11 protein-coding genes and 2 rRNA genes are annotated in these 16,889 nt (G+C 56.2%); 10 read left to right on the top strand and 3 right to left on the bottom strand.

Annotated elements, in window-relative coordinates:
- The 4 genes from APU11_RS06015 to birA form a co-directional block, all read left to right on the top strand.
- A 23S ribosomal RNA gene (locus tag APU11_RS06015) occupies positions 1 to 115 on the top strand; the annotation flags it as partial.
- Positions 116 to 302: 187 nt separating this feature from the next.
- Positions 303 to 418 (top strand): 5S ribosomal RNA (gene rrf / locus APU11_RS06020).
- A gap of 126 nt (positions 419 to 544) precedes the next feature.
- Positions 545 to 1,573 carry a UDP-N-acetylmuramate dehydrogenase gene (murB, locus tag APU11_RS06025; RefSeq protein WP_058650547.1) on the top strand — a complete coding sequence of 343 codons (1,029 nt, stop codon included), beginning with the start codon at positions 545 to 547 and terminating at the stop codon, positions 1,571 to 1,573.
- Complete coding sequence (gene birA, locus APU11_RS06030; protein ID WP_058650546.1) at positions 1,570 to 2,532, top strand: bifunctional biotin--[acetyl-CoA-carboxylase] ligase/biotin operon repressor BirA; 963 nt, start codon at positions 1,570 to 1,572, stop codon at positions 2,530 to 2,532. Before murB ends, birA begins: the two co-directional genes overlap by 4 nt.
- A 101-nt stretch (positions 2,533 to 2,633) precedes the next feature.
- On the opposite strand, the gene bcsG is transcribed toward birA, so the two are convergent.
- The 3 genes from bcsG to bcsE are packed head-to-tail and all read right to left on the bottom strand — an operon-like array spanning position 2,634 to position 6,059.
- Entirely contained in the window at positions 2,634 to 4,313 is a 1,680-nt protein-coding gene (gene bcsG / locus APU11_RS06035; protein WP_013099223.1) for a cellulose biosynthesis protein BcsG, read from the bottom strand.
- The gene (gene bcsF, locus APU11_RS06040) at positions 4,306 to 4,503 is read right to left on the bottom strand and encodes a cellulose biosynthesis protein BcsF (RefSeq protein WP_038983946.1); all 198 of its coding nucleotides are present in this window, start codon (positions 4,501 to 4,503) and stop codon (positions 4,306 to 4,308) included. The genes bcsG and bcsF overlap by 8 nt, the downstream gene beginning before the upstream one ends.
- Positions 4,497 to 6,059 (bottom strand): cellulose biosynthesis c-di-GMP-binding protein BcsE, encoded by a 1,563-nt coding sequence (bcsE, locus tag APU11_RS06045; protein ID WP_058650545.1) that lies wholly within the window; start codon positions 6,057 to 6,059, stop codon positions 4,497 to 4,499. Before bcsE ends, bcsF begins: the two co-directional genes overlap by 7 nt.
- Before the next feature lie 173 nt (positions 6,060 to 6,232).
- On the opposite strand from bcsE, the gene bcsR reads away from it, so the two are divergent.
- The 6 genes from bcsR to bcsC are packed head-to-tail and all read left to right on the top strand — an operon-like array spanning position 6,233 to position 16,805.
- Positions 6,233 to 6,421, top strand: coding sequence for a cellulose biosynthesis protein BcsR (bcsR, locus tag APU11_RS06050; RefSeq protein ID WP_013099220.1), 189 nt, complete (start codon positions 6,233 to 6,235; stop codon positions 6,419 to 6,421).
- Positions 6,422 to 6,432: 11 nt separating this feature from the next.
- Positions 6,433 to 7,185 carry a cellulose biosynthesis protein BcsQ gene (gene bcsQ, locus APU11_RS06055; RefSeq protein WP_058650544.1) on the top strand — a complete coding sequence of 251 codons (753 nt, stop codon included), beginning with the start codon at positions 6,433 to 6,435 and terminating at the stop codon, positions 7,183 to 7,185.
- Positions 7,182 to 9,797, top strand: coding sequence for a UDP-forming cellulose synthase catalytic subunit (bcsA, locus tag APU11_RS06060; RefSeq protein WP_029883686.1), 2,616 nt, complete (start codon positions 7,182 to 7,184; stop codon positions 9,795 to 9,797). The genes bcsQ and bcsA overlap by 4 nt, the downstream gene beginning before the upstream one ends.
- Before the next feature lie 10 nt (positions 9,798 to 9,807).
- A complete protein-coding gene (bcsB, locus tag APU11_RS06065; RefSeq protein ID WP_048972551.1) occupies positions 9,808 to 12,231 on the top strand; it encodes a cellulose biosynthesis cyclic di-GMP-binding regulatory protein BcsB in 2,424 nt (807 codons plus the stop codon).
- Positions 12,232 to 12,237: 6 nt separating this feature from the next.
- Complete coding sequence (bcsZ, locus tag APU11_RS06070) at positions 12,238 to 13,341, top strand: cellulose synthase complex periplasmic endoglucanase BcsZ (protein WP_058650543.1); 1,104 nt, start codon at positions 12,238 to 12,240, stop codon at positions 13,339 to 13,341.
- The gene (bcsC, locus tag APU11_RS06075; protein ID WP_058650542.1) at positions 13,323 to 16,805 is read left to right on the top strand and encodes a cellulose synthase complex outer membrane protein BcsC; all 3,483 of its coding nucleotides are present in this window, start codon (positions 13,323 to 13,325) and stop codon (positions 16,803 to 16,805) included. The genes bcsZ and bcsC overlap by 19 nt, the downstream gene beginning before the upstream one ends.
- Positions 16,806 to 16,889: the final 84 nt, after the last annotated feature.

Here is a 16,889-nt window from a genome sequence, read left to right on the forward strand (position 1 = left end):
TGACTCTTAAAGTCTCCTGAAGGAACGTTGAAGACGACGACGTTGATAGGTCGGGTGTGTAAGCGCAGCGATGCGTTGAGCTAACCGATACTAATGAACCGTGAGGCTTAACCTTACAACGCCGAAGATGTTTTGGCGAAGAGACAGATTTTCAGCTTTGATTCAGAGTCCGAAGGATTTTGCGCTGAGACAAGGCGGCAAGCGAAGGAAAGGAAGAAGCATACTGAGGTATGTGACTGACTTTACGAGAGCAGCCAACGCAGTATCAGCCCAAAAGACACAGGACAGAGCACAGGAATTTGCCTGGCGGCTTTAGCGCGGTGGTCCCACCTGACCCCATGCCGAACTCAGAAGTGAAACGCCGTAGCGCCGATGGTAGTGTGGGGTCTCCCCATGTGAGAGTAGGGAACTGCCAGGCATCAAATAAGTGAAGAGGCCATCCGAAAGGATGGCCTTTTTGCGTTTCTGCGCTGCACAAACTAATCCCCCACAACGTACTGCTTATACGGTAAACTACCTGCGTTTTTGCATCAGGATAGCGCCTATGAACCACTCCCTTAAGCCCTGGAATACCTTTGGTATTCAACGGAATGCTAATCACATTGTACGCGCCGATACGGCCCAGCAACTGCTGGATGCATGGCAACGCGCAAAAGAAAACAACGAACCCGTACTGATTCTGGGCGAAGGCAGCAATGTCCTGTTTCTCGATGATTTTGCCGGGACGGTCATTATTAACCGCATCATGGGAATTGAGGTCGAAGAGTGCGCCGATAGCTGGCGTTTGCGCGTAGGTGCCGGCGAAAACTGGCATCAACTGGTGCAATATACCCTCGAAAAAGGGATGCCGGGACTGGAAAACCTGGCTCTCATCCCGGGCTGTGCGGGATCATCGCCCATTCAAAATATCGGTGCGTATGGCATCGAACTCAAACACGTGTGCGACTATGTCGACTGCATTGAGCTGGCGACCGGTACGGCTCAGCGTTTAACGGCAGAGCAGTGCCGTTTTGGCTACCGTGACAGCATCTTCAAACATGAATATCAGGATCGCTACGTCATTGTCGCTGTGGGCCTGCGTCTGTCCAAAACCTGGCAGCCGGTGCTGACCTATGGTGATTTAACGCGCCTCGATCCGGCAACCGTCACCCCTCGCGATGTGTTTGACTCGGTTTGCCATATGCGCATGACCAAGCTGCCCGATCCCAAAGTAAACGGAAATGCCGGCAGTTTCTTTAAAAACCCGGTCATAAACAGCGAAAACGCGAAAGCATTGCTGGCTAAATGGCCTACGGCCCCGCATTATCCGCAGGCGGATGGCAGCGTGAAGCTGGCCGCAGGTTGGCTTATCGATCAGTGCCAGCTCAAAGGTACTACCGTGGGCGGCGCAGCGGTTCACCGTCAGCAGGCACTGGTGCTGATTAATCAATACGATGCGACCAGCGACGACGTGGTGCAACTGGCGCACCATGTGCGTCAGCAAGTGGGTGAGAAATTTAACGTCTGGCTGGAGCCGGAAGTCCGCTTCATTGGTCGTACGGGTGAAGTGAATGCTGTGGAGACTATCGCGTGAAGGACAATACCATCCCGTTAACCCTGATTGGCATCCTGGCCGACGGTGAGTTTCATTCTGGCGAGCAATTAGGTGAGCAGCTGGGCATGAGCCGTGCTGCCATTAATAAACATATTCAGACCCTCCGCGACTGGGGGGTTGATGTCTTCACCGTGCCCGGAAAAGGCTACAGTCTGCCGGAGCCCATTCAGCTCCTGAACGAAGAACTCATCCGCAGCCAGATAGGGCAGGGTAACGTGGCCGTATTGCCGGTCATCGATTCGACAAACCAGTACCTGCTGGAGCGGATAGGCGAGCTGGAATCAGGGGATGCCTGCGTTGCAGAGTACCAGCAGGCCGGGCGCGGCCGTCGCGGGCGTAAGTGGTTCTCGCCGTTTGGCGCAAACCTCTATCTTTCCATGTACTGGCGTCTTGAGCAGGGGCCTGCCGCCGCAGTGGGTCTGAGTCTGGTGATTGGTATCGTTATGGCGGAAGTTCTGCATGAACTTGGCGCGGATAAAGTACGGGTAAAATGGCCAAACGACCTTTACCTGAACGATCGTAAGCTTGCCGGCATCCTGGTCGAACTGACGGGAAAAACTGGCGATGCGGCGCAAATTGTCATTGGTGCCGGTCTCAATATGGTAATGCGAAATGTGCAAAGCGATGTGGTGAATCAGGCGTGGACTAACCTGCAGGAAGCGGGGATCACCATCGATCGCAACACGCTTGCCGTGCGTATGATTAAAGAGATGCGTACCTCCTTGTCTCTCTTTGAACAGGAAGGGCTGGCATCGTTCCTGTCTCGCTGGGAAAAACTCGATAACTTTATCAACCGACCGGTGAAACTGCTGATTGGTGATAAGGAGATCTACGGTATCTCTCGCGGCATTGATGCACAGGGTGCCCTGCTCCTGGAGCAGGATGGCGTCATCAAGCCCTGGGTGGGCGGTGAGATCTCCCTGCGCAGCGCTGAATAAATGAGTATGCGCCCTACAGGATATTCCGCGAGCCTGAAAATGCTCGTCTGGCTCGCGGAACAATCATTCCCTCTCCCCGAGGGGAAGAGAGTCTGTAGAACTTACTGCGGATAAGGTACCCAGTCTCCGCCGTTCAGGCGAACGTACGGTTTGTTCTGGTATTGAATGACAACCGCATTCGCATTCTCTGACACTTCCGCGGTTTGCGGCAGATTGCTGGTGAGCTGATCCCAGTTCACGCTATCTTCCACAAACAGCTTACCATCGACCGCGCGGGCCACAAGCTCAGAGATGGCCAGATAGCTGACTGGCTGAGTGATCTCAATCGGTGCGCCCTGATGCGGTGCCTTCATACCAAAGAATTTAATCCCGGCCGGCACGTTGGTAATGGACGGGCTGGGGATATCGCGCAGGCCGGACACCTGCATTCTGTCGCCTTTCAGCGCCCCACCGTGCTCCGGAACGACAACCACCATCACTTTACGGCCAGATTTTTCCAGCTCAGTGAAGAACGCATCCAGCTCATCAAAGAACTTCTGCGCACGCACTTTGTAATCCGCCGTTTTGCTCACGCCCGGGAAGTGGTTACCGTCGTGAAGGGGCAGGGTGTTATAGAACGTGGCGCTGCGCGGATTGCTGTCTTTTTCAATGGTCTGCAGCCAGCGCTGTAGCACGGCGGTATCGTCATAGACTGGCGAGCCGTCGAAGCCCAGCAGCGTGACCGGCAGCCCGGTTTGATCCATCAGCGGTGCCTGCATACCCCCTTCTTCACGTACCTCTTTCAGGAAGTTACCGAACTGACCGTTATGCCCCAGCATCAGATGCTGCGTAAAGCCCAGTTTCGCCAGGTTATCGAACAGATAACACTGGTTGCCAGCGGGCTGATACAAATTCTTGTGCGATGGCTGGCCGCAGCTTGCTCGCAGCAGGCGGATGGCCGCCGGGCCGCTGTACGAGGTGGCAGAGTTAAAGTCTTTAAACTGGATATCGAAATGCGACCACAGCGGGTGCGACATTAAACCAGCCGCATCAACGTCAGCCCAGGAGAGGGAGCAGATGTTAATTACCAGCAGTTCAAACGGCTGAGCATCTGCCGGGAGTGCATCCGGGAATTTAGTCTGACGCTTATCTTCCGCGGTGTAGAAGCTGGAAAGCCAGGCATTCAGGTTGGTTGAGGTCGGCGGTGCGGTCTGCGCTGGAATATCGCCCACCACCGGCGTGTCGCCTGCCGTAGCAACGGTTGCTGCCGCGCTTCCTCCGGTGGTGGTCACCGTGCTGGTCGGTTGACCGGCAGGCCACAGGGAAAAACTTGGCCCAGCCAGCGTCAGAACGTTCAGCCAAATCATAATGGCAACGACAAACACCGTGACGCGGATCCACTGTGACAGAAACAGCCAGGCAACCAGCAACACAAAGACCGCGCCAATCATCTGCCAGTTAATAAAGCGCTCGGTCAGGTCGAGGATATAGCTGGCGCTAAACCCGGCGACCTGCGAACCCTGACTCATGATGCTGTCCGGCCCCGGCAGCCAGGTGTCATGCCAGAACAGCGCAAAACCCAGCGGGATGGCAACCCAGTGACGCAAGCGATGCAGCCTGATATTGGGCAGCGGCATCAGCAGGAAAGCCATAAACACCAGGTTCAGCAGAGGATGGAAGTTCAGATAGCCAGCCCACAGCAGACCAAACTTCACCAGAAAGTAGAAGTTCCAGCCGGAAAGGCCGCGCCAGTATTGCCACAGAGGCGATGGTGACGAAGCGGTATAAGTTGAGTTAGTCATGTTTTCGGTCTGCCTTGACGTGTGTTGCCCGTGTCAGTGTTCCGGCTGGTTTGACATAGCGAGGTTTGCCAAACGCCATTCTGGCCGTATCGCGAATACGACGCATTGAATGGCGTGCATAATAACCAAGCGGGAAAAAGATCAGCGCACAGAATACAACCAGTTGAATGATATCGCTGATATTCATGATGGTGCGTTCTCCCCATTCTCAGTTAATAAGCGAAGGGGTTCCGGAACCCGACGCCAGATATGGCCGTCATGCCGTGCATTGAGGATCGGTTTGACATCGCTCGTGACAGGCAGCGGTTTCACCCAGTTTTCAGGCGCGAGGGCACGCATCTGCACCAGCTCAGCGCTGATCAGATTGTCTTCGAACCAAATCATACGGTTTGAGAAAATATCCCCGGTAGGCAGCGGGAAGATATGGTTCAGCGCGGTATCGAGATCGTTCACCCGACAAAAAGACAAAAACAGTACCAGGCGGTTGTCGCCAATCGTCATGATGTCCCCGGTACGGTTCGGGCGGCATAAGGTGAGCGCCTGTTCCACGCGGATCCCCGGTACAGGACGCAGGGCAACCATTACCCCTTTCCCGTCTGCAGGAAGCAGCGTGTTGTTCATCATGTTGCCAACGGCATCGCAGAAGGTATCCCATTTCTGATAACCACGCAGTTTCATCGGCTGCGTCATGGAAAGCAGCGTGGAAATATCTTCCGGTACGTGGCGGTTGAACTGCTGCCCCTGGACACTTTCGATAAGCGTCAGGCAGCGTGACAGAGGGGCATTCCACGGGATAACCATGTTTGCGCCACAGCCCAAAAGCAGACGCTCATCCGTGGCACGCAGGCTGGTATTGTTTTCGCGTACCACAATTTTTAACGCGCTGCCGCGTTGACGACGTAAGGTATGAATTTGTCGTGCCAGCATTTCAATCTGGTTGTTCTGCATCAGCGAGAAAACAAGGGTTGCCGCCTGCGTCGTGCGGGCTTCATGAAAAAGCGCTTCATTGGACTCAAACAGGGACCAGTTTTCAGACAGCGCGGGCGCCCCCTCCAGTACCGCAATATGGCTCAGGATCCGTTTTTCATCGCTGCGCGGTTGCACCACGGTTTCTTCTTGCTGGGCAAGGTGCCACTCGCCGTCAATATGTTTAAGCGTAAGTTGCTGTCTGGCGCTCACGCCTTTTTCATTACACCAGAATGCAATATCGTAGAGATAGCTGCCCGCCTGGTCGCGCAGACTCGCCAGGCCGAATAGCGAGCGATACTCCGCCATTAAAAGTGAAAACAGCTTGTCGTTATTACTGCCGGGATTGATTATCAATAGCGTGCAATTTTGAAATTTTGCCCATTTATTGATTTTTTCCAGCCACTGCAGCAGTTTCTCCGTCGGGATATTTTGCAGGGCATTATGTGAACATTTAAGAATCAATAAAAAGCGGTCTGGATTGATGGAACACTGAATGTCGCGGGACAAATAGTATAGACTATCTGCTTCCGACGGCATGGAAAACAAGCGTACCGTCTGTGGACCGCGGTCTCGCTCAAGCGTAATAATTTGCTTCGGGTCTTCGCCCATACTAATGACAGCGACCCGGGAGTCCTTACCCTGCGCGGCAATTGTCTGGTTTACCAGACTGATAGCATCTTCATTACGATCCGAATTAACCCACCAGACTCCTCCGACTGGCATGTGGCGCAATTCGTCCCATAATGACTGGATGCCAATAGAAAATATGGAGTCCACGGTGTCCCTCTTTTCGTCTAATTTATCTGTATATCAGTTTACTAGCGAAAGCGTAGAAATAAACCTAACATTGAAATTAAAGAGCATCAGATTTAGCATGTAAATGAAATTTCACAGGGCAGGAAGCCTCGCGACTTCAGAGAGTAAAACGATACTCAAAGGGATGGAAAAAAATGGATAATAACGAACCCGGAACCCCAGTCGATTCGACCCTGGGTTACACATTCCAAAACGATTTTCTGGCGCTGACGCAGGCCTTTTCTTTACCTGAAATAGATTACACCGATATTTCCCAGCGGGAACAGTTGGCTGCGGCTATTAAACGTTGGCCGTTATTAGCTGAATTTACCCAACAACAATAAGGGAGCCATTGATGGCCATACTCGGATTACAGGGCGTCCGTGGTGGAGTGGGTACAACATCCGTTACCGCGGCGCTGGCGTGGTCATTACAGCTTTTAGGTGAATCGGTGCTGGTGATTGATGCCTGCGCCGACAATTTGCTGCGTATGTCATTTAACGTCGACTTTACCCGTACAGAGGGTTGGGCCCGCGCGTTGCTTGATGATAAAGACTGGCGTGATGCGGGTCTGCGTTACACCTCCCAGCTCGATCTCCTGCCGTTTGGTCAACTGACCACGACAGAGCGTGAGAATGAAGCCGCCTATCAGCGTTTATTTTCGCAATTCACACTCGCACTGCAGAGCCTCAAAGAAAAAGGCCATTATCAGTGGATCCTGCTGGATCTGCCGCACGGTGCCGGCACGCTGACCCGACAGCTGATTGCCCAGTGCGACCACGTGCTCTCCATTGTGAACGTCGATGCCAATTGCCATATCCGTCTACATCAGCAGGGGTTGCCACAGAATAGCCATATCCTGATTAACGATTTACGCATTGGCAGCCAGATCCAGGACGATCTGTATCAGGTCTGGCTGCAAAGCCAGCGTCGTCTGCTGCCGATTGTGATCCATCGTGATGAGGGGATGGCGGAATGCCTCGCCTCCAAACAGCCACTTGGCGAGTATTGTAGCGATTCGCTGGCGGCAGAAGAGATCCTGACGCTGGCGAACTGGTGTCTGCTGCACTTCGCCCAAGAGGCGGATCCTGCCAGGGGTACGGTATGAGTCGACTCGCCAGCTGGTTACTCATCCCGCCGGTCAGTTCGCGTTTAAGCGACCATTACCGGCATTATCGCCGGCATGGTGCCTCGGCATTTAGCGCCGCGTTCGGCTGTTTCTGGATGATTCTGGCCTGGATGTTCATCCCCCTCGAGCACCCCCGCTGGCAGCGCATTCGTGCGCGACACAGTGAATTGTATCCGCACATTAATCCTGACCGTCCACGGCCGTTAGATCCGGCGCGGTACATCATTCAGGCCATCTGGCTGGTGGTTACGTCGCCGCGGCAGGAGAAAAAGACGCCGCACTGGCGCAGCTTCAGCCGGGTCCAGCTTTTACGCGAACGCTATCATCAGTGGCTGGACAGGCTGCCTGACCGCGTGGGCGATAAGACCAGCCATCTGGATAACCATAAAGAACTCGGGCATCTGCACCCGGGTTTACGGCGTTTTATTCTGGGCGTGATAGTTGTCTTCTCGCTCATTCTGGCGCTGGTCTGTATCACGCAACCCTTTAACCCGCTGGCGCAGTTCACTTTCCTGATCCTGCTGTGGGGCGTGGCGCTGCTGGTGCGGCGTATACCGGGGCGCTTCTCCGCCCTGATGCTGATTGTGTTATCACTGACCGTCTCCTGCCGCTATATCTGGTGGCGTTATACCTCAACGCTGAACTGGGATGACCCGGTCAGTCTGGTATGCGGTCTGGTGCTGCTGTTTGCTGAAACGTACGCCTGGATTGTGCTGGTGTTGGGCTATTTCCAGGTGATCTGGCCGCTCAACCGCCAGCCGGTTCCGCTGCCAAAAGATACGTCGCAGTGGCCGACTGTCGATCTCTTTGTGCCGACCTATAACGAAGATCTGAGCGTGGTGAAAAATACCATTTACGCCGCGCTGGGTATCGACTGGCCCAAAGATAAGCTCAAAATCTGGATCCTGGATGACGGCGGTCGGGCCGCGTTCCGTGAGTTCGCGCAAGAGGTGGGCGTTGAGTATATCGCCCGCACCTCTCACGAACATGCCAAAGCCGGGAACATCAACAACGCGCTGAAGTATGCGACAGGGGAATTTGTCTCCATCTTTGACTGCGACCACGTGCCGACGCGCTCGTTCCTGCAGATGACGATGGGCTGGTTCCTGAAAGAGAAAGCGCTGGCGATGATGCAGACGCCGCACCACTTCTTCTCGCCGGATCCGTTTGAACGTAACCTCGGCCGTTTCCGTAAGACCCCGAACGAAGGCACGCTGTTCTATGGCCTGGTGCAGGACGGCAACGACATGTGGGATGCGACCTTCTTCTGCGGTTCCTGTGCGGTTATCCGCCGTAAACCGCTGGATGAAATTGGCGGCATCGCGGTTGAAACGGTCACTGAAGATGCCCATACCTCGCTACGCCTGCACCGTCGCGGCTATACCTCGGCCTATATGCGTATCCCTCAGGCGGCCGGTCTGGCGACGGAATCCCTGTCGGCGCATATCGGCCAGCGTATTCGCTGGGCGCGCGGGATGGTACAGATTTTCCGTCTTGATAACCCGCTGTTGGGTAAAGGCCTCAAGCTGGCGCAACGTCTGTGCTACGTCAACGCCATGTTCCACTTCTTATCCGGTATTCCGCGGCTGATCTTCCTGACCGCGCCGCTGGCGTTCCTGCTTCTTCACGCCTATATCATCTACGCGCCCGCGCTGATGATTGCGCTGTTTGTTCTGCCGCACATGATCCACGCGAGCCTGACCAACTCGAAGATTCAGGGCAAGTATCGCCACTCATTCTGGAGTGAAATCTACGAAACGGTGCTGGCCTGGTACATCGCGCCGCCAACGATGGTGGCGCTGATTAACCCGCATAAAGGCAAGTTTAACGTCACCGCGAAGGGGGGCCTGGTGGAAGAGGAGTATGTCGACTGGGTGATCTCCCGTCCGTACATCTTCCTGGTGCTGCTGAACATTGTGGGGGTGATTGCCGGTATCTGGCGCTACTTCTACGGTCCGGAAAACGAAATCCTGACGGTGTTCGTCAGTATGGCATGGGTATTTTACAACCTGATTATCCTTGGTGGCGCAGTGGCGGTGTCAGTGGAGAGCAAGCAGGTACGTCGCGCGCATCGTGTTGAAATCAGCATGCCTGCGGCGATAGCCCGTGAAGATGGTCATCTCTTCTCCTGTACCGTTCATGACTTCTCCGACGGTGGTCTGGGTATCAAAATCAACGGTCAGGCGAAGGTGCTGGAAGGGCAGAAGGTTAACCTGTTGCTTAAGCGTGGCCAGCAGGAGTATGTCTTCCCGACACAGGTTGTGCGTGTGGCAGGCAATGAAGTGGGTCTGCAGCTGATGCCGCTGACCAGGAAGCAACATATTGATTTTGTGCAGTGTACGTTTGCCCGCGCGGATACGTGGGCTCTCTGGCAGGACAGCTTCCCGGAAGATAAGCCTCTGGAAAGCCTGCTGGATATTCTGAAGCTGGGGTTCCGTGGCTATCGTCACCTTGCAGAATTTGCCCCGTCGTCGGTGAAAATAATTTTCCGGTCACTTACTTCGCTGGTTTCCTGGGTCGTGTCGTTCATTCCTCGTCGTCCTGAGCGGGATGAGGCGAAGCAGGCGGACCCGGTTATGGCTCAACAATGATGATAACGCGATGAAAACAAAACTTTCCTGGTTATGTGCAGTGGCAATGGGGATGAGTACGCTCCCCGCAACAATGGCTAACGCAGCGCCTGATAACGCCGCGGCCACGCCAGCTCCTACGGTGCCTGTGGTGTCGCAAGCGACCGAACCGGTTGTCACCGCGGCGCCCGGTCAAACAGAAAATCTCGTTCCCAACCAGCCGACAGCGGGAAATACCCTGCCGGCCGACGCGCAGGTTGTGGGGCAGGTGATGCCGGGTGTTCCGGGGGCTAATGCGCCTGTTGTCACGGAGAATGCCCCGTCGCGGGACGTGAAGCTCACCTTTGCGCAAATTGCGCCGCCTCCGGGCAGCATGGTGCTGCGCGGCGTCAATCCTAAAGGCGGCGTTGAGTTTGGTATGCGCAGCGATGAGGTTGTGTCGAAGGCGGTGCTGAACCTGGAATATACCCCTTCTCCTTCGCTGCTGCCGACCCAGTCTCAGCTGAAGGTCTACCTGAATGACGAGCTGATGGACGTGCTGCCGGTCACCAAAGAGCAGTTGGGCAAGAAAACCCTGGCTCAGGTGCCGATCAACCCGCTGTTTATCACCGACTTTAACCGTATCCGTCTGGAATTCGTGGGCCACTACCGTGACGTGTGCGAAAACCCGGCCAGCAACACGCTGTGGATGGATGTCGGGCGTAACTCATCGCTGCAGATGACCTACCAGTCGCTGGCGCTGAAAAACGATCTCTCCGCGTTCCCGGTGCCGTTCTTCGATCCGCGTGATAATCGCCCGTTAAACCTGCCGATGGTCTTTGCGTCCTCACCGGACGTCACGGAGCAACTGGCAGCGACCATCGTGGCCTCCTGGTTCGGCTCCCGTTCCGGCTGGCGCGGGCAGAACTTCCCGGTTATGTATGACAAGATCCCTGACAGAAATGCCATCATCTTTGCGACCAACGCGAAGCGTCCTGCTTTCCTGCGTGAGCACCCGGATGTCAAAGCGCCGACCATTGAGATGATAAGCCACCCGGATAACCCGTATGTGAAACTGCTGGTGGTTTTCGGGCGTGATGAGAAAGACTTGGTGCAGGCGGCAAAAGCGATTGCACAGGGGAATATCCTGTTCCGCGGCAGTAGCGTGGTTGTCGATGAGGTCAAGCCGCTGTTGGCACGTAAACCTTATGACGCGCCAAACTGGGTACGTACCGACCGCGCCGTCACCTTCGGCGAGCTGAAAACCTATGAAGAGCAGCTGCAGTCGACAGGGATTGAGCCGTCTCCTGTCAGCCTGTCGCTGAACCTGCCGCCGGACCTGTATCTGCTGCGCACCACCGGTATCGATATGAACCTCAACTATCGTTACACCGCGCCGTCAACCAAAGACAGTTCGCGCATGGATATCAGCCTGAATAACCAGTTCCTTCAGTCGTTTAATCTGATGAATAATCAGGAAACGAACCGTCTGCTGCTGCGTTTGCCGGTACTGCAGGGGCTGCTGGATGGTAAAACCGATGTCTCCATCCCGGCGCTGAAGCTCGGGGCGGTAAACCAGCTGCGCTTTGATTTCCAGTACATGAATCCAATGCCGGGCGGTTCGGTGGACAACTGCATCACCTTCCAGCCGGTGCAGAACCACGTCGTGATTGGCGATGAATCGACCATCGACTTCTCGAAGTACTATCACTTCCTCGCCATGCCGGATCTGCGGGCGTTTGCTAACGCGGGCTTCCCGTTCAGCCGTATGGCGGACCTGTCTGAATCCATTGTTGTGATGCCAAAAGCGCCAAATGAAGGGCAGGTGACGACGCTGCTGGACACCATGGCGACCGTAGGCGCGCAAACGGGCCTGCCGGCGATTAACGTTACCCTGACGGATGATGGCGCTCAAATTCAGAACAAAGATGCGGACATCATGGTGATCGGTTCCATCCCGGATAAGCTGAAGGATGAGAAGCGTATCGATCTGCTGGTTCAGGCAGCCCAGTCCTGGGTTAACACGCCGCTGCGTCAGACCGAGTTCCCGAGCATCATGCCGGATATCAACGATCGTAAAGCCAGCGCGCAGACGGCTGTCACGTCTCAGGGGGCGATGGCGGCCGTGGTCGGCTTCCAGTCACCGTATAACGATCAGCGTAGCGTGATTGCCCTGCTCGCAGACAGCCCGCGTGGCTACGAACTGCTCAACAGTGCGATGAACGACAGCGGTAAACGTGCCGCGATGTTCGGCTCTGTGTCGGTGATCCGTGAGTCGGGCGTGAACAGCCTGCGCGTAGGCGATGTGTACTATGTGGGGCATCTGCCATGGTTCGAACGTCTGTGGTATGCGCTCTCTAACCATCCGATTCTGCTCGCTATCCTGGCCGCCGTCAGCGTGGTGCTGCTGGCCTGGGTGCTGTGGCGTCTGCTGCGTATCATCAGCCGTCGTCGCCTGAATCCGGATCATGAGTAAGATGTGATGAAAGCCTTTCGCTGGTGTGTCATTGCGTTGATGCTGGCGGCGGTGCCTCTGCGCGCCGCCTGTACCTGGCCTGCCTGGGAGAAATTTAAACAGGATTACATCAGCGAGGGCGGGCGGGTCATTGATCCCAGCGACACGCGTAAAATCACTACCTCGGAAGGGCAAAGCTACGCGCTGTTCTTTGCCCTCGCCGCGAATGACCGTAAAGCGTTCGACAAAGTGCTGGCATGGACGCGGGATAACCTTGCCGGGGGGCATCTCGACGACACGCTCCCTGCCTGGTTATGGGGGCAAAAAGACAAAGACACCTGGGCGGTTATCGATACCAATTCCGCCTCGGATGCCGATATCTGGATCGCCTGGTCCCTGCTTGAAGCGGGGCGGTTATGGAAAGACGCTGACTATACCCGTACGGGCAAGGCGCTACTCGAGCGCATCGCCCGCGAAGAAGTGGTGAAAGTACCTGGCCTCGGTCTGATGCTGCTGCCCGGTAAAGTTGGCTTTGTCGATGAGAACGCCTGGCGTTTTAATCCCAGCTATCTTCCACCACAGCTCGCAAGCTACTTCACGCGTTTTGGCACCCCGTGGACCACCCTGCGTGAGACCAATCTGCGCTTGCTGCTGGAGAGTGCGCCGAAAGGTTTTTCGCCGGACTGGGTGCAATACCAGAAAAACAAAGGCTGGCGGTTACAGCAGGAGCCGCCGCTGGTGGGGGGATATGACGCCATCCGCGTCTATCTCTGGGTGGGGATGATGAACGATAACGATCCTCAGAAAGCCCGGCTGCTGGCGCGCTTCAGGCCAATGGCCGCCACCACAACAAAACAGGGCGTACCACCGGAGAAAGTGAATGTGGCGAGTGGAGCACGCACGGGCAATGGCCCGGTCGGCTTCTCTGCCGCCATGCTGCCTTTTTTACAACAGCGTGATGCGCAGGCCGTCCAGCGCCAGCGCGTGGCTGACCACTTTCCTGATAATAATGCTTACTACAGTTATGTACTGACTCTCTTTGGACAAGGATGGGATCAGCATCGTTTTCGTTTCACCACAAAAGGTGAATTAATACCGGATTGGGGCCAGGAATGCGCAAGTTCACAGTAAATCTACTCAGTTTATCGCTTGGCCTGGCGCTGATGCCGCTGGCTCAGGCCGTCAACTCTCCACAGCAGCAACAGCTGCTGGAACAGGTGCGCCTGGGGGAATCGACGCAGCGTGAAGATTTGGTGCGTCAGTCGCTCTATCGTCTTGAGCTGATCGACCCGAACAACCCTGACGTTATTGCGGCACGTTTTCGCTATCTGCTTCGTCAGGGCGACAACGCTGGCGCACAAAAAGAGCTGGATAGACTGAAAGGGATCGCCCCCGGTTCCAGCGCGTACCAGTCCTCGCGCAATACGATGCTGCTTTCCACGCCGGATGGCCGCCAGCAGTTACAGCAGGCTCGCTTACTCGCCACGACAGGCCATACCCAGGAAGCGATTGCCGCCTATGACAAGCTGTTCGACGGCAACCCGCCGGGCGGCGACGTGGCAACAGAATACTGGAATGTGGTGGCGAAAGATCCCGCCCGCCGCAATGCGGCCATTAACCAGCTGAAAAAGATCAACAGCAGCAGCCCCGGCAATACGCAGCTGCAGTCGACGCTGGCCCAGCTGCTGTTCCAGACCGGGCGCCGTGATGAAGGCTTTGCGGTGCTGCAGGAGATGGCCAAATCCAGCAATGGCCGCAGCCAGGCGTCGGATATGTGGTATGCGCAGATCAAAGACCAGTCTGTCAGCAGTGCCAGCGTCTCCGCGCTGCAAAAGTACCTGAGCGTATTCAGTGACGGTGAGAACGTAACCGCAGCGCGTTCACAGCTTGAAGCGCAGCAAAAACAGCTCGCCGATCCAACTTTCCGTGCGAAAGCACAAGGCCTGGCGGCAGTGGATGCCGGACAGGGTGATAAGGCGGTGGCGGAACTGCAAAAGGCGGTCAGCGCAAACCATGCCGACAGCGAAGCCATTGGCGCGCTGGGCCAGGCATACTCCCAGAAAGGCGACCGTGCTCGCGCGGTGGCACAGTTTGAAAAGGCGATCGCCCTCGATCCGCAGAGCGATAACCGCGGCAAATGGGACAGCTTGCTGAAGGTGAACCGTTACTGGCTGCTGATCCAGCAGGGGGATGCGGCGCTGAAAGCGAATAACCCGGCACAGGCGGAGCGCTATTATCAGCAGGCGCGCACTATCGACAATAGCGACAGTTATGCGGTGCTGGGGCTGGGTGATGCCGCAGCGGCACGTAAAGATAACGACGCCGCCGAGCGCTATTATCGCCAGGCATTACGCATGGACAGCGGCAACAGTAACGCGGTCCGCGGACTGGCCAATATTTATCGCGCACAGTCACCGGAGAAAGCCTCGCAGTTTATCCAGTCGCTCTCCGCCAGCCAGCGTCGCAGCATTGATGATATTGAACGTAGCCTGACCAACGAACAACTCTCCGCCCAGGCCGAGCAGCTGGAGAACCAGGGCAAATACGCCCAGGCCGCCGAGGTTCAGCGTCGTCGTCTGGCGCTCTCTCCAGGCGACGTGTGGATCACCTATCGCCTGTCGCGCGATCTCTACAGCGCAGGCCAGCGCAGTCAGGCAGATACCCTGATGCGTCAGCTTGCCAGCCAGAAACCGACCGACCCGGATCAGGTGTATGCCAACGGGCTCTATCTTTCCGGTAACGACCAGGATCGTGCCGCGCTGGCCCATCTGGAGACGCTGCCGCGCAGCCAGTGGAACGGCAATATTCAGGAGCTTGCCGACCGCCTGCAAAGCAATCAGGTGCTCGAAACCGCCAATCGCCTGCGCGACAGCGGCAAAGAGCAGGAGGCGGAAAATCTTCTTCGTCAACAACCTGCTTCTACCCGTATCGATTTAACCCTGGCGGACTGGGCGCAGCAGCGGGGCGATCTCAGTGCAGCAAAAACGGCATACAGCGGCGTGTTGCAGCGCGAGCCACAAAACGAAGATGCGATCCTCGGCCTGACCGAAATCTACAGTGCGCAGGGCGACAAAGACGCTGCGCGTGCCGAACTGGCGAAACTGCCTGCGACGCAAAATGGCCAGCCGTTGTCGCTCAACATGCAGCGCCGCATCGCGATGGCGCAGGCGGGGCTGGGTGATTCTGCTGCCGCAGAAAAGACGTTCAACAGCATCATTCCGCAGGCAAAATCACAGCCTGCGTCTATGGAAAACGCGCTGGTGCTGCGTGATGCGGCACGTTTTCAGACGCAAAATGGCCAGCCTCAGCAGGCGCTGGAGACCTATAAAGATGCCATGGTCTCCTCTGGCATCACCACCACCCGTCCGGCAGACAATGACACCTTTACGCGCCTGACGCGTAACGACGAAAAAGATGACTGGCTGAAGCGCGGCGTGCGTAGCGATGCCGGTGATTTGTATCGCCAGCAGGATGTTAACGTTACGCTGCAGCACGACTACTGGGGCTCCAGCGGTACCGGCGGCTACTCCGACCTCAAAGCCCACACCACCATGCTGCAGGTGGATGCGCCGCTCTCTGATGGACGGATGTTCTTCCGCAGCGATCTGGTCAATATGGATGCCGGTTCGTTTGCCACCAACAACGGCACCTACGATCCCAAATGGGGGACCTGTGCCGAAACGCCATGTCGCGGCAACACCAGTCAGACGTCAAACGGCGCAAGCGTGGCCGTGGGCTGGCAGAATAAAACCTGGGCATGGGATATCGGCACCACGCCAATGGGCTTTGACGTGGTGGATGTGGTCGGCGGGGTGAGCTATAGCAACGATCTCGGTCCTATCGGCTACACCATTAACGCCCACCGTCGCCCGATCTCCAGCTCTCTGCTGGCCTTTGCCGGGCAAAAAGACACCAATACCGGCACCACCTGGGGCGGCGTGCGCGCCACCGGCGGTGGCGTGAGCATCAGCTACGATAAAGGCGAGGCGAACGGCATCTGGTCAAGCCTGAATGCGGAATCGCTGACCGGGAAAAATGTAGAGGATAACTGGCGCGTCCGCTGGATGACCGGTTACTACTACAAGCTGATTAATAAAAACAACGAGCGCCTGACTGTCGGTGTCTCTAACATGCTCTGGCACTACGATAAAGATCTGAGCGGCTATACCCTGGGTCAGGGCGGCTATTATAGCCCGCAGGAATATGTCTCCTTTGCGCTGCCGGTCACCTGGCGTAAACGCACGGAGAACTGGTCCTGGGAGCTGGGCGGGTCTGTCTCATGGTCTCACTCTAAAACCAACGATGTGCTGCGCTATCCCCTTCAGGGACTCATTCCCGTCGATGAGCCAGGCCGCTACACCGACAGGGGGGCGATGGAAACCGGCAGCAGCTCCTCAGGCACCGGTTATACCGCGCGGGCCATTGTCGAGCGCCGGGTCACGTCCAACTGGTTTGTGGGTCTTGGCGTGGATATTCAGGAAGCGAAAGACTATACCCCAAGCCATGCGCTGCTTTATGTACGCTACTCCGCCGCAGGCTGGCAGGGTGATATGGACTTACCGCCACAGCCGCTCATTCCCTACGCGGACTGGTAATCGGATTTTACTTAATCCATTTGTAAGTCTCTCTTAAAAGTGCGGCGATCGGGTATACTCAGGCGCGCCAGGTTTACACCCTGG

It is taken from the genome of Enterobacter sp. 50793107, assembly GCF_001463365.1.
In the GTDB taxonomy this organism is placed as follows: Bacteria; Pseudomonadota; Gammaproteobacteria; order Enterobacterales; family Enterobacteriaceae; genus Enterobacter; species Enterobacter cloacae.

Bases quoted from the DNA above. Each gene is read 5' to 3' on its own strand.
- bcsA (WP_029883686.1), top strand. From the start codon at position 7,182: ATGAGTCGACTCGCCAGCTGGTTACTCATCCCGCCGGTCAGTTCGCGT.
- bcsQ (WP_058650544.1), top strand. From the start codon at position 6,433: ATGGCCATACTCGGATTACAGGGCGTCCGTGGTGGAGTGGGTACAACA.
- bcsR (WP_013099220.1), top strand. From the start codon at position 6,233: ATGGATAATAACGAACCCGGAACCCCAGTCGATTCGACCCTGGGTTAC.
- bcsZ (WP_058650543.1), top strand. From the start codon at position 12,238: ATGAAAGCCTTTCGCTGGTGTGTCATTGCGTTGATGCTGGCGGCGGTG.
- bcsB (WP_048972551.1), top strand. From the start codon at position 9,808: ATGAAAACAAAACTTTCCTGGTTATGTGCAGTGGCAATGGGGATGAGT.
- bcsG (WP_013099223.1), bottom strand. From the start codon at position 4,313: ATGACTAACTCAACTTATACCGCTTCGTCACCATCGCCTCTGTGGCAA.
- bcsC (WP_058650542.1), top strand. From the start codon at position 13,323: ATGCGCAAGTTCACAGTAAATCTACTCAGTTTATCGCTTGGCCTGGCG.
- murB (WP_058650547.1), top strand. From the start codon at position 545: ATGAACCACTCCCTTAAGCCCTGGAATACCTTTGGTATTCAACGGAAT.